This is a genomic window from Streptomyces sp. TE5632, assembly GCF_054061295.1.
This window is the reverse complement of record NZ_JBSSEA010000003.1, coordinates 4,781,129-4,793,941: the sequence shown is the minus strand read 5'-3', so window position 1 is coordinate 4,793,941 and position 12,813 is coordinate 4,781,129. Positions and strand designations below refer to the sequence as shown.

Sequence of the window (12,813 nt, the reverse complement as noted above, 5' to 3'; positions counted from 1 at the left end):
GCGCCTGCCGACGGAACGTTCCGTCGGCAGGCGCCTTCACGGCATGGCTACTCTTGACAGGTGACCGACGCCCACGACACCGCAGCAGACAGTTCCCTGCGAACCACCGGAGGCGCCCCTCCGGACGACAACGGATCACCTGCTACGGAGGCGCCGACCCCCTTGCTCGAACCGCGTGAGGGCATCCCGCCCGTGATCGCGGGCGAGGCCGCCCTCGACGAGGTGATCGCCGCCTTCGCCGCGGGCACCGGCCCGGTCGCCGTAGACGCCGAGCGCGCCTCCGGCTACCGCTACGGCCAGCGCGCCTACCTCGTCCAGCTGCGCCGTGCGGGCGCCGGGTCCGCCCTGATCGACCCCGTCGCCTGCCCGGACCTGTCCGCCCTGGGCGAGGCGCTGTCCGGCGCCGAGTGGGTGCTGCACGCCGCCACCCAGGACCTGCCCTGCCTGCGCGAGATAGGGATGCTGCCCGGCCGCCTCTTCGACACCGAACTGGCCGGACGCCTGGCCGGCTTCCCCCGGGTCGGCCTCGGCGCGATGGTCGAGAACGTGCTCGGCTTCGTCCTGGAGAAGGGCCACTCCGCCGTCGACTGGTCCACCCGCCCGCTGCCCGAGCCCTGGCTGCGCTACGCCGCCCTCGACGTCGAGCTCCTGGTCGACCTGCGGTACGCCCTGGAGAAGGAACTGGACCGGCAGGGCAAGCTGGAGTGGGCACTGCAGGAGTTCGAGGCGATCGCGTCGGCACCGCCGCCGGAGCCCCGCAAGGACCCCTGGCGGCGCACCTCCGGCATGCACAAGGTGCGCAGGCGCCGGCAGATGGCCGTCGTCAAGGAGCTGTGGCAGGCCCGGGACCGGATCGCGCAGCGCCGGGACGTCTCCCCGGGCAAGGTGCTCTCCGACGCCGCCATCGTCGAGGCCGCGCTCGCCGTGCCGGCCAACGCCCACGCCCTGGCCGCGCTGAACGGGTTCGGGGCGCGGGTGGGACGGCGCCAGCTGGAGCAGTGGCAGGCGGCCGTCGACCGGGCGAGGGCACTGCCCGAGTCGCAGCTGCCGCAGCCCGGACAGCCGGTGACCGGTCCGCCGCCGCCGCGCGCCTGGGCGGAGAAGGACCCGGTGGCCGCCGCCCGGCTCTCCGCGGCCCGCGCGGGGGTGAGCGCGCTCGCCGAGCGGCTGAACATGCCGCAGGAGAACCTGATCACCCCGGACACGGTGCGCAGGGTGTGCTGGGAGCCCCCGCAGCCCGCCGACAGGGAGTCCGTCGCGGCGGTGCTGGCCGGGTACGGGGCGCGGCCGTGGCAGGTGGAGCAGGTGACCCCGGTACTGGTCGCCGCATTGGTCTCCGGCGGTTCGGGAGGGGTCTGAGCGCCGTCGGCGGCGCCTGCCGCGGGGCGGGTACGGGGAGAGGACGGCCGGGATCGCGCCCGCCGAGACGGTTTCCCGTGCGCCCGGAAGGGCTCTTGAAACAGAACAGCGACGTCGAGATCACGCCAAGATCCTCAGAGCGGGTTCACGTCCGTACCGACCGCGGTCCTGACACCGCGTGGTGCGACGACTCCGCCAGGAGTGTGAGCTTCACCGCTCGGTTCCGTGGGGCTGGGCAGCTACATTACCCACAAGTAGCATAGGCTCTGAGCGCGCGCTCAGCGCAACGCAGCAGTGCCATCCCGCACCCTGGAGGAGAGCCATCGTGCCTCGTACCGTCAGGGACGTCGTCTTCGTCGACGGCGTCCGCACCCCGTTCGGCAAGGCGGGCCCCAAGGGCATCTACCACGAGACCCGTGCCGACGACCTCGTCGTGAAGGCGATCCGGGAGCTGCTGCGCCGCAACCCCGGACTCGACCCGAAGAAGATCGACGAGGTCGCGGTCGCCGCGACCACGCAGATCGGCGACCAGGGCCTGACCATCGGCCGCACCGCCGGCATCCTCGCGGGCCTGCCCACCTCGGTTCCGGGCTACTCCATCGACCGCATGTGCGCGGGCGCCCTGACCGCCGTGACCGCGGTGGCCGGCTCCGTCGCCTTCGGCGCGTACGACGTGGCCATCGCGGGCGGTGTCGAGCACATGGGCCGCCACCCGATGGGCGAGGGCGTGGACCCCAACCCGCGTTTCGTCTCCGAGAAGCTGGTCGACGAGTCCGCCCTGTTCATGGGCATGACTGCGGAGAACCTGCACGACCGCTACCCCACGATCACCAAGCAGCGCGCCGACGAGTACGCGGTCCGCTCACAGGAGAAGGCCGCCAAGGCGTACGCCGACGGCAAGATCCAGGCCGACCTGGTACCGGTCTCGGTGCGCCGCACCGCTGTGCCCGACAGCGGCTCCGCCGCGGGGTCAGCCGGCGAGACGGGCTGGGGCCTGGTCACCGCCGACGAGCCGATGCGTCCGGGCACCACCCTGGAGAACCTGGCCGGACTGAAGACGCCGTTCCGCGTCCACGGCCGGGTCACCGCCGGTAACGCGGCCGGTCTCAACGACGGCGCCACCGCCTCGCTCATCGCCTCCGAGGACTTCGCCCGCGAGAACGGCCTCCCGGTGAAGATGCGTCTGGTCTCGTACGCCTTCGCGGGCGTCGAGCCGGAGGTCATGGGCTACGGTCCGATCCCGGCCACGGAGAAGGCGCTCGCCCAGGCGGGGCTGTCCATCTCCGACATCGGCCTGTTCGAGATCAACGAGGCCTTCGCCGTCCAGGTGCTGGCCTTCCTGGAGCACTACGGCATCGCCGACGACGACGCGCGCGTCAACCAGTACGGCGGCGCCATCGCCTTCGGCCACCCGCTGGCCTCCTCCGGTGTCCGGCTGATGACGCAGCTGGCCCGCCAGTTCGAGGAGCAGCCGCACGTCCGCTACGGCCTGACCACCATGTGCGTCGGCTTCGGCATGGGCGCGACGGTCATCTGGGAGAACCCGAACTTCGAGGGGGACAAGTGAGCACCACCGCAGAACTGTTGAAGGGCGCCGCCGCGCTGTTCCCGGACGAGGTCGTCACGACCTCCCATGTACGCCACTTCGAACTGCCCCTGGGCGCGGGCCGCTTCGCGCTCATCACCCTCGACAACGGGCTGGACCACACCAAGCCGACCACCTTCGGCCCCCAGTCGCTGGCGAATCTGGACGCCGCCGTCGACCAGGTCGAGAAGGAGGCCGCGGACGGCGAGATCGTCGGCGTCGGCATCACCGGCAAGCCGTTCATCTTCGCCGTCGGCGCCGACCTCAAGGGCGTCGAGCTGCTCAAGCGGCACGAGGACGCGCTCGCCATCGGCAAGGGCGGCCACGACGTCTTCAAGCGGCTGTCGAAGCTCGCCGTGCCCACCTTCGCGTACTACAACGGCGCGGCCATGGGCGGCGGCGTCGAGGTCGGCCTGCACTGCTCCTACCGCACGGTGTCCGCGGCCATCCCCGCCTTCTCCCTGCCCGAGGTCTTCCTCGGCCTGGTCCCCGGCTGGGGCGGCTGCGCGCTGCTGCCGAACCTGATCGGCGCGGACAAGGCCGTCTCGGTCATCATCGAGAACAGCCTCAACCAGAACAAGCAGCTCAAGGGCGTGCAGGTCCACGAACTCGGCATCGCGGACGCGATCTTCGAGGGCGCGGACTTCCTGGAGCAGTCGCTGATCTGGACGGCGGCCGTCCTCAAGGGCGAGATCGTCGTCGACCGTCCGGTGATCGACCGCGGCGAGGCCTGGGACCAGGCCGTCGCCAAGGGGCGCTTCATCGCCGACTCCAAGGTGCACGGCGCGGCCCCGGCCGCCTACCGCGCCCTGGACATCATCGCCGCCGCCAAGAACGGCGATCTCCAGCAGGGCTACGACGCCGAGGACCAGGCGCTCGCCGACCTGATCATGGGCGGTGAACTGCGGTCCGGCCTCTACGCGTTCAACCTGGTGCAGAAGCGCGGCAAGCGCCCGGCCGGCGCACCGGACAAGAACCTGGCGCGTCCGGTCACCAAGGTCGGTGTCGTCGGCGCCGGTCTGATGGCCTCGCAGCTCGCGCTGCTGTTCCTGCGCCGCCTGGAGGTGCCGGTCGTGCTGACCGACATCGACCAGGAGCGCGTCGACAAGGGTGTGGGCTACGTCCACGCCGAGATCGACAAGCTGCTCGGCAAGGGCCGGATCAACCAGGACAAGGCCAACCGCCTCAAGGCGCTGGTCTCCGGTGTGCTGGACAAGGCCGAGGGCTTCGCGGACGCCGACTTCATCATCGAAGCGGTCTTCGAGGAGATGGGCGTCAAGCAGAAGGTGTTCGCCGAGGTCGAGGCGGTCGCCCCGGCGCACGCGATCCTCGCCACCAACACCTCCTCGCTCTCCGTGACGGAGATGGCGTCGAAGCTGAAGCACCCCGAGCGGGTCGTCGGCTTCCACTTCTTCAACCCGGTCGCGATCCTGCCGCTCCTTGAGATCGTCCGCGGCGAGCAGACCGACGACGCCTCGCTGGCCACGGCGTTCGGTGTCGCCAAGAAGCTGAAGAAGACCGCGGTGCTCGTCAAGGACGCCCCGGCGTTCGTGGTGAACCGCATCCTGACCCGCTTCATGGGCGAGATCCAGAACGTCATCGACGAGGGCACCCCGGTCGAGGTCGCCGAGAAGGCGGTCGAGCCGCTCGGTCTGCCGATGTCCCCGCTGGTGCTGCTGGAGCTGGTCGGCCCGGCGATCGGGCTGCACGTGTCCGAGACGCTCAACCGGTCCTTCCCGGAGCGCTTCACGGTCTCGCCGAACCTCAAGAAGGTCGTCGAGGCGGGCAAGCGCGGCTTCTACGTCTACGACAGCGGGAAGCCGGAGCTGGACCCGGAGGTCGCCGCGCTGCTCGAGCAGGGCGACACCGTCCTCACCGAGGAGCAGGTGCGGGCGCGGGTGCTCGACGCGGTGGCGCAGGAGATCGGGCTGATGCTCGACGAGGGTGTCGTCGCCGAGGCGCAGGACATCGACCTGTGCCTGATCACGGGTGCCGGCTGGCCCTTCCACCTGGGCGGCATCACGCCGTACCTGGACCGCGAGGGTGTCTCCGAGCGCGTCAACGGCAAGAGGTTCCTGGCCCCGGGCGTGGCAAGCGTCCCGGCGTGACCGGCCGGCCCTGAAAGGGGGGCGGGCCGCACGGTGACGATCCGTGCGGCCCGCCCCCCTTTCGTCACGGGTTGCCGTCACGGGTTGCCGTCACGGGCTTTCGTCACGGGCTTTCGTCACGGGGGCAGCCAGCGGATCGCCGCACGGTCCGACCGCGTGGGCGCCCGGGTCACACCTCGCGCCATGCCGTCAGGGCCAGGCCCGGCTCGTCCTTGCGGCGGGCGAGCCGGAGGGAGCCGGTGGAGCGGGAGACGGTGGCGGCGACGATCTCCTCGTGCTCGTCGAGGGCGAGGGCCACCTTGGCGTCGGCCGGCGACGGAGGGCCGGACTCGGTCCACCGGGCGCCGGACGGCTCCGCCTGCGTGGGGTACGCGGCGAAGGCGATCCTGCCGCTCGCCGAACGCTGGGCGAGCACCGTGCAGTCGTGACCCGCCGTGGCACGGCGCACGGCGCGGACCGGGCCGGGGCCGGCCGCGGTGAACAGCGGCACCGGTGTGCCGCCGGGACGCCAGGCGCACAGTTCGCCGGACGTGTCGGTGCAGAACAGGGTGGTGTGCTCGGCGGAGGTGGCGAGCGCGCACAGGGTGTCCGGACGGACCGGTACGTCGGTCTCCTCCGCCCGCACAAGCTGCCCGCCGGGTGTCTCCTGACGCCAGTGCAGAAGGGCGTCCAAGGTCGCCGCGTACAGCTCGATCCGACCCGACTCGCCGGTCACGGCCGCGAGTTCGCCCTGGACGTCGGCTCCGCCGAGGTCGTGCCAGGGGTCCCAGCCGCCCTTCTCCTTCTGCGCCCGCATGCTCACCCCGCCGCCCTGGTTGCGGACGAAGACGTGTGCGCGTCCCTGGGCGTCGACCGCGACGGCCGGTGTTCCGGTGTGGTCGCCCTTCTGGTCGGGGTGGCCGACGGGGTTCCAGTCGAGGGCGGCGAGCCGGGGCCGGAAGTGGGTGGAGTGCACCAGGCCCGACCGGCCGGGCCCGGTGGGCCGCCAGGCGACCAGATGGGCGTAGCCGTCGGTGCCCTGGCCGATCGCCGCTCCCGGGCGCAGCTTCTGGTCGCCGCCGACGGTACGGGGCGCCCGCCAGGGACCGCCGGGGGCGAGTTCCGCACGGCACAGGACGGCGTCGTCCGACGGCAGATAGACGCTGAGGCGGCCGTCGCGGCCGCGGAGGAGCCAGTCGCCGTTCACCTTTTCACCCTAGGGCTTGTCCGGCGGAGCCGGTCCGCGGGCGCCTCGGGCGGGGTGCCGTTCCGTGGGATTCTGGCCGCATGGACCACAGCGTCGCCGCCCCGCTCGTGATCGTCGACTCCGCGAACGTCGTCGGGTCGGTGCCCGACGGGTGGTGGCGGGACCGCCGGGGTGCCGCGGAGCGGTTGCGGGACCGGCTGGCCTCACGGGGGCTGCCCGACCGTCCGGGGCCGGTGGAGATCGTCCTGGTGGTGGAGGGCGCGGCGCGGGGTGTGGAGTCGGTGCCCGGGGTGCGGGTGGAGGCGGCACCGGGCAGCGGCGACGACCGCGTGGTCGACCTGGTGGCCGAGGCGGGTGAGCGCCCGGTCCTGGTCGTCACCGCCGACCGCGAACTGCGCCGCCGGGTGACCGCCCTGGGCGCCACCGTGACCGGTCCCCGAGCCGTCCACCCCTGACCCGCCACCGCCGGGAGAGGGCAGGGGGCGGGGCGGCGGCCGGGGGCCGTACGGGTTACCGGAAGGCCGGGCCCGGCGGCTTGCCGGGCCGGCCGGAGTCGGCCTTCTCCTCCTGGCCCAGACGGCTGTGGCTCCGGCTGTAGAGGAAGTAGAAGATGAAGCCGAGCACCATCCAGAGGCCGAACCGGAGCCAGGTCTCGGCGGGCAGGTTCAGCATCAGCCACAGCGAGGCGGCGACCGACAGGATCGGCAGGAACGGCACCCACGGGGTGCGGAAGGCCCGGGGCAGGTCGGGGCGGGTGCGGCGCAGGATGATCACACTGAGCGCGACGATCACGAAGGCGAACAGCGTGCCGATGTTCACCAGCTCGGCGAGCTCCGACAGCGGGGTGAAGCCCGCGACGATCGCGATGATCACACCGAGCAGGATGGTCGGCCGGTGCGGGGTCTTGAAGCGGGGGTGGACGCGGGAGAAGAAGCGGGGCAGCAGCCCGTCCCGGCTCATCGCGAAGAACACCCGGGTCTGGCCGAGCAGCAGGATCATGCAGACGACCGTCAGGCCGACGGCGGCGCCGAAGCTGATGAAGCCGGCGAACCAGGGATGGCCGGTGGCCTTGAAGGCGTCCGCGAGCGGGGCGTCCACGGACAGCTCGGTGTAGCGCTGCATTCCGGTGACGACGATCGACACGGCGACGTACAGCACGGTGCAGATGAGCAGGGAGCCGAGGATGCCGCGCGGCATGTCCCGCTGCGGGTTCCTGGTCTCCTCGGCGGCCGTGGCGACGATGTCGAAGCCGATGAAGGCGAAGAAGACCACCGAGGCCGCCGTGAAGATGCCCATCACGCCGAAGTTGGACGGTGCCCAGCCGAACATCAGCTGGATGAGCGGCGAGTCGAGGCCGGCGCCGGCCGGGACGGCCTGCGCCTTCGGGATGAACGGGTCGTAGTTGTCGGCGGTCACGAAGAAGGCACCGGCGATGATGACGACGAGGACGACGGTCACCTTGATGGCGACGACGACCGAGGTCACCCGGGCGGACAGCTTCATGCCGAGCACGAGGATGCCGGTGAGGACCAGCACCAGTACGGCGGCGAGGATGTCGAAGCCGAAGCCCTCGGCGCCGTCCCGGGTGCCGAGCGCCGCGGGCAGCTGCCAGCCCGCGTTGTCCAGCAGCGAGTGGATGTAGCCGGACCAGCCGACGGCCACCACCGCCGTGCCGAGCGCGAACTCCAGGACCAGGTCCCAGCCGATGATCCAAGCGGGCAGTTCGCCGAGGGAGGCGTACGAGAAGGTGTAGGCGGAGCCCGCCACCGGGACGGTGGAGGCGAATTCGGCGTAGCAGAGGGCGGCGAGCGCGCAGACGACGCCGGCCACCACGAAGGCCAGCGCGACCGCGGGTCCGGCGTTGTTCTTGGCGACCGTGCCGGTGAGCACGAAGATGCCGGTGCCGATGATGACGCCGACGCCGAAGACGGTCAGGTCCAGCGCGGAGAGGGACTTCCTGAGCGCGTGCTCCGGTTCCTCGGTGTCACGGATGGACTGCTCGACCTTCTTCGTCCGGAAGAGGGTGTTGCTCACAGGTACCTCCCACGCTGTGTCGTCCTCGACATGATCGAGAGGGGGCGTGGTTCGTATGCCCCGGCGCGGGCGCCCTCACGCGAACGGGTCGCCCTCACCACTCTTCACAGTGGCACGGGCGACCCGTTCGGGCGCATCGGCGGAGGGATCAGTCGCGGGCCGATTCCACCGAGTCGGCGGCGGCACGTGCGGCGCGTACGCCTGGGTTCGCGTCGTGCGTGCCGTTCGAGCGGATCCGGGAGGGCGGGAGGCCGCCGTCCAGCTTCGCCACCAGGCCGGTGACCTGACGGGCGATGTCGGGAGCGGTGAGCCCGATCTCCGCCAGGACCTCGGCGCGGGAGGCGTGGTCGAGGAAGCGCGGCGGGATGCCGAAGTCGCGCAGCGGTACGTCGACGCCGGCGTCGCGCAGGGCCTGCGCGATCGTCGAGCCGACTCCGCCGACGCGGGAGTTGTCCTCGACGGTGACGACGACCCGGTGCTTCTCGGCGAGCGGGGCCATGGCCTCGTCGACGGGCTTGACCCAGCGCGGGTCGACGACGGTGGTGGAGATGCCCTGCTTCTCGAGCAGACCGGCGATCTCCAGGCACATCGGGGCGAGGGCGCCCACGGAGACCAGCAGCACGTCCGGGGTGTCGGTGCCGGGCTCGCGCAGGACGTCCATGCCGCCGACGCGTCCCACGGCCGGTACGGCGGGCCCGACCGCGCCCTTGGAGAAGCGGACCACGGTCGGCGCGTCGGTGACCTCGACGGCCTCGCGCAGCTGGGCGCGGACCTGGTCGGCGTCGCGCGGGGCGGCCAGCCGCAGCCCGGGGACGACCTGGAGGATCGACATGTCCCACATGCCGTTGTGGGAGGCGCCGTCGGTGCCGGTGACACCGGCCCGGTCCAGGACGAAGGTGACGCCGCACTTGTGCAGGGCCACGTCCATCAGCACCTGGTCGAAGGCGCGGTTGAGGAAGGTGGCGTACACGGCGAAGACGGGGTGCACCCCGCCGTGGGCCAGGCCCGCCGCGGAGACCGCGCCGTGCTGCTCGGCGATGCCGACGTCGTAGACCCGGTCCGGGAACCGCTTGGCGAACCGGTCCAGGCCGACCGGCTGGAGCATGGCCGCGGTGATGGCGACGACGTCCTCGCGCTCCTCGCCGAGCTTGACCATCTCCTCCCCGAAGACCGACGTCCAGTCGGCACCGGAGCTGGCGATGGGCAGGCCCGTGTCGGGGTGGATCTTGCCGACGGCGTGGAAGCGGTCGGCCTCGTCCGCCAGGGCGGGCTGGTAGCCGCGGCCCTTCTCGGTGAGGCAGTGCACGATCACCGGGCCGCCGAAGCGCTTGGCGCGGGTGAGGGCGGACTCCAGGGCCTCGATGTCGTGGCCGTCGATGGGGCCGACGTACTTCAGCCCGAGGTCCTCGAACATGCCCTGGGGGGCGATGAAGTCCTTCAGGCCCTTCTTGGCGCCGTGCAGGGTGTCGTAGAGGGCCTGGCCGACGACCGGGGTGCGCTCCAGGACCTCCTTGGTGCGGGCCAGGAAGCGCTCGTAGCCGTCGGTGGTGCGCAGGGTCGCCAGGTGGTTGGCGAGGCCGCCGATGGTGGGCGCGTAGGAGCGCTCGTTGTCGTTGACGACGATGACGAGCGGCCGGTCCCTGGCGTCGGCGATGTTGTTCAGCGCCTCCCAGGCCATGCCGCCGGTGAGCGCGCCGTCCCCGATGACGGCGACGACGTGGTCGCCGGTCCGCCTGAGCTGGTTGGCCTTGGCCAGGCCGTCGGCCCAGCCGAGGACGGTGGAGGCGTGGCTGTTCTCGATGACGTCGTGCTCGGACTCGGCCTGCGAGGGGTAGCCGGAGAGGCCGCCCTTCATCTTCAGCCGGGAGAAGTCCTGTCGGCCGGTCAGCAGTTTGTGCACGTAGGACTGGTGGCCGGTGTCCCAGAGCACCTTGTCCCTGGGGGATTCGAAGACGCGGTGCAGGGCGATGGTGAGCTCCACCACACCCAGGTTGGGGCCGAGATGGCCACCGGTCTTGGAGACCGCGTCGACCAGGAAGGTCCGGATCTCCTCGGCCAGCTGGCTCAGCTCCTCCGCGGTGAGCCGGTCCAGATCGCGCGGTCCCCTGATACGGGTCAGCAGCGGCACCCGTGCCTCCTTGCAGTAGAGCTGATCGAGCTGTTGCCGGGCTCGACGAGTCTAATGTTCCCCTCCGGCGGGCGGCGTCCGGGCCGTGCGTCATGCCTCACCCGGTCCGGCTCCGCCCGAGCCCGGACCGCCCTGCGCCAGGCCGTGGGACACGGCTGTGCCCGGTACCGCCACGGGTACCGGGCACAGCACGGCGGAAACAGTGCGCCTGACGGCTAGGCGCGGCCCGCGGTCTTCTGCGTCTTGCGGGTGATCGCGTCGATGACGACGGTCGCCAGCAGCACGCCACCGGTGATCATGTACTGCACCGGCGAGGCGATGCCCTCGAGGGCGAGGCCGTACTGGATGGAGACGATCACCAGGACACCGAGGAGCGCGTTCCAGGTGCGGCCACGGCCACCGAAGAGGGACGTACCGCCGATCACGGCTGCGGCGATGACGTTCATCAGGAACTCACCGGTGCCCGCGCCCTGGTTGGCGGAGGCGATCTTCGAGGCGACGAAGAGGCCGCCGACCGCGGCGAAGGTGCCCGCGATCGCGAACACCGAGATCCGGACCATCTCCACGTTGATACCGGCGCGGCGGGACGCCTCGACGCTGCCGCCGAGCGCGAAGACCTTGCGGCCGTAGGCGGTGCGGCGGAGCAGGAAGTCGGTGAACACCAGCACCGCGAGGAAGATCACCACGGCGAGCGGCAGGCCCTTGTGCTGGTTGTAGACGATCGCCACCGCGAAGGAGACGACGGCCAGCAGCACCGTGCGCACGATGATGTCGTTCAGCGGGCGCGAGGGGATACCGGCGGCCTCGCGGCGGCGGTTGCCCAGGAACGCGGTGAGGAAGTACCCGACGACGGCCACGAGGGCGAGGCCGTAGGCGGCCGCGACGTCGGTGAAGTAGTAGCTGGTGAACTTGCCGACGATGCCTTCGCTGTCCAGGTTGATGGTGCCGTTGCTGCCGAGTATCTGCAGCATGAAGCCCTGCCAGAACAGCAGACCGGCCAGCGTCACGGCGAAGGCGGGGACGCCGATGCGGGCGAAGACGAAGCCGTGGATGGCGCCGGCCGCCGTGCCGGTGAGGATGGCCAGCACCAGGGCCAGCCACTCGTTCATCCCGTGGGTGACGCTCAGCACCGCGAAGGCGGCGCCCGCGACACCGCTGACCGAGCCGACCGACAGGTCGATCTCGCCGAGCAGCAGGACGAAGACGATACCGACGGCGATCATGCCCGTGCCGACCATGGCGACGGACATGTCGGAGAAGTTGCCGGCGGTGAGGAAGTTGGAGTTCAGGCCGGTGAAGATGGCCCAGATGATCACCAGGCCGATGATGACGGGAACGGACCCGAGGTCACCGGCCTTCATCTTCCGCTTGAACTCGCCGATGTAGCCGGCGAAGCCCTGTTCGCGGACCAGCAGCCGGGGGTCGACGGCGGTGACCGCCGCGGCGGCCGCCTCGGTGTTCTCGACCGTGTCGGCGGTGGGCGTCGAGGTCTTTTCGGTGCTCACTTGCTGACCTCCCCATTGGTACGCGCCGCACGGCGGGTCACGGCGTTCTCCGTGGCTCCGGTGATGGCGGAGATGATCTCTTCCTGAGAGGTCGACTTGACCTCGAAGGTGCCGTTGTTGCGCCCGAGGCGCAGCACGGCGACCTTGTCCGCGACGGCCTTGACGTCGGCCATGTTGTGGCTGATGAGGATGACCGCGTGGCCCCGCTCGCGCAGCCGCTCGACCAGGTCGAGGACCTGCGCGGTCTGCTCGACGCCGAGGGCGGCGGTGGGCTCGTCGAGGATCACCAGCTTGGGCTCGCCGAGCATGGACCGGGCGATGGCCACGACCTGGCGCTGACCGCCGGAGAGCGAGGCGATCGGGATCCGGACGCTGGGGATGCGGATCGACAGGGTGTCGAGGAGCTCGCGGGAGCGGCGCTCCATCTCCACCTCGTCCAGGACGCCGCGCTTGCGGATCTCCCGGCCCAGGTAGAGGTTGCCGACGACATCGATGTTGTCGCACAGCGCGAGGTCCTGGTAGACCGTCGCGATGCCCAGGTTCTGGGCGTCGTGCGGCTTGTTGATCTGGACGGCCTTGCCGTCCCACTCGATGACGCCCTCATCGATGGGGTGCACGCCGGCAATCGTCTTGACCAGCGTGGACTTACCGGCGCCGTTGTCGCCGACCAGGGCGACCACCTCACCGGCGCGGACCTCAAGCTCTACGTCGGTGAGCGCCTGGACGGCACCGAAACGCTTGGAGACCCCGCGCAACGCCAGCACGGGCGTAGCGGACACGTGAACCATCTCCTTCGCCGCCTGACCCGGCGGGAGGTTGTGCAGAAGTTTTTTGGGGGGGTGTTCCGACCGGCGCCCCGCGTAGCTTGCGGGGCTGGTGTGTGCGGGGCGCCGGCGGAGTTCGCGGCA

General features: G+C 71.2%; 9 protein-coding genes. 4 read left to right on the top strand and 5 right to left on the bottom strand.

Features of this window, described 5'->3' with window-relative positions; translation table 11 throughout:
• Positions 1-60 precede the first annotated feature (60 nt).
• The 3 genes from ACVW19_RS27070 to ACVW19_RS27060 all read left to right on the top strand — a co-directional run bounded on the left by ACVW19_RS27070 (position 61) and on the right by ACVW19_RS27060 (position 5,052).
• Complete coding sequence (locus tag ACVW19_RS27070; protein WP_457462512.1) at positions 61-1,359, top strand: HRDC domain-containing protein; 1,299 nt, start codon at positions 61-63, stop codon at positions 1,357-1,359.
• Between the two features lie 325 nt (positions 1,360-1,684).
• Positions 1,685-2,926 (top strand): thiolase family protein, encoded by a 1,242-nt coding sequence (locus tag ACVW19_RS27065; protein ID WP_457462510.1) that lies wholly within the window; start codon positions 1,685-1,687, stop codon positions 2,924-2,926.
• Positions 2,923-5,052, top strand: coding sequence for a 3-hydroxyacyl-CoA dehydrogenase NAD-binding domain-containing protein (locus tag ACVW19_RS27060; RefSeq protein WP_457462508.1), 2,130 nt, complete (start codon positions 2,923-2,925; stop codon positions 5,050-5,052). Before ACVW19_RS27065 ends, ACVW19_RS27060 begins: the two co-directional genes overlap by 4 nt.
• Before the next feature lie 169 nt (positions 5,053-5,221).
• On the opposite strand, the gene ACVW19_RS27055 is transcribed toward ACVW19_RS27060, so the two are convergent.
• On the bottom strand, positions 5,222-6,238 hold the full coding sequence (locus ACVW19_RS27055) for a hypothetical protein (protein ID WP_457462506.1): 1,017 nt from the start codon (positions 6,236-6,238) through the stop codon (positions 5,222-5,224).
• An 80-nt stretch (positions 6,239-6,318) separates the two neighbouring features.
• Between ACVW19_RS27055 and ACVW19_RS27050 the strand changes: the two genes are divergently transcribed.
• Positions 6,319-6,693, top strand: a complete 375-nt coding sequence (locus tag ACVW19_RS27050; protein WP_457462504.1) for an NTP pyrophosphohydrolase — start codon at positions 6,319-6,321, stop codon at positions 6,691-6,693.
• A gap of 55 nt (positions 6,694-6,748) precedes the next feature.
• On the opposite strand, the gene ACVW19_RS27045 is transcribed toward ACVW19_RS27050, so the two are convergent.
• The 4 genes from ACVW19_RS27045 to ACVW19_RS27030 all read right to left on the bottom strand — a co-directional run bounded on the left by ACVW19_RS27045 (position 6,749) and on the right by ACVW19_RS27030 (position 12,693).
• Positions 6,749-8,272 carry an amino acid permease gene (locus ACVW19_RS27045; protein ID WP_457462502.1) on the bottom strand — a complete coding sequence of 508 codons (1,524 nt, stop codon included), beginning with the start codon at positions 8,270-8,272 and terminating at the stop codon, positions 6,749-6,751.
• A gap of 148 nt (positions 8,273-8,420) precedes the next feature.
• On the bottom strand, positions 8,421-10,400 hold the full coding sequence (dxs, locus tag ACVW19_RS27040) for a 1-deoxy-D-xylulose-5-phosphate synthase (RefSeq protein WP_457462500.1): 1,980 nt from the start codon (positions 10,398-10,400) through the stop codon (positions 8,421-8,423).
• A 215-nt stretch (positions 10,401-10,615) separates the two neighbouring features.
• The gene (locus tag ACVW19_RS27035; RefSeq protein WP_457462498.1) at positions 10,616-11,905 is read right to left on the bottom strand and encodes a sugar ABC transporter permease; all 1,290 of its coding nucleotides are present in this window, start codon (positions 11,903-11,905) and stop codon (positions 10,616-10,618) included.
• Entirely contained in the window at positions 11,902-12,693 is a 792-nt protein-coding gene (locus tag ACVW19_RS27030) for an ATP-binding cassette domain-containing protein (protein WP_181383847.1), read from the bottom strand. The genes ACVW19_RS27035 and ACVW19_RS27030 overlap by 4 nt, the downstream gene beginning before the upstream one ends.
• Positions 12,694-12,813: the final 120 nt, after the last annotated feature.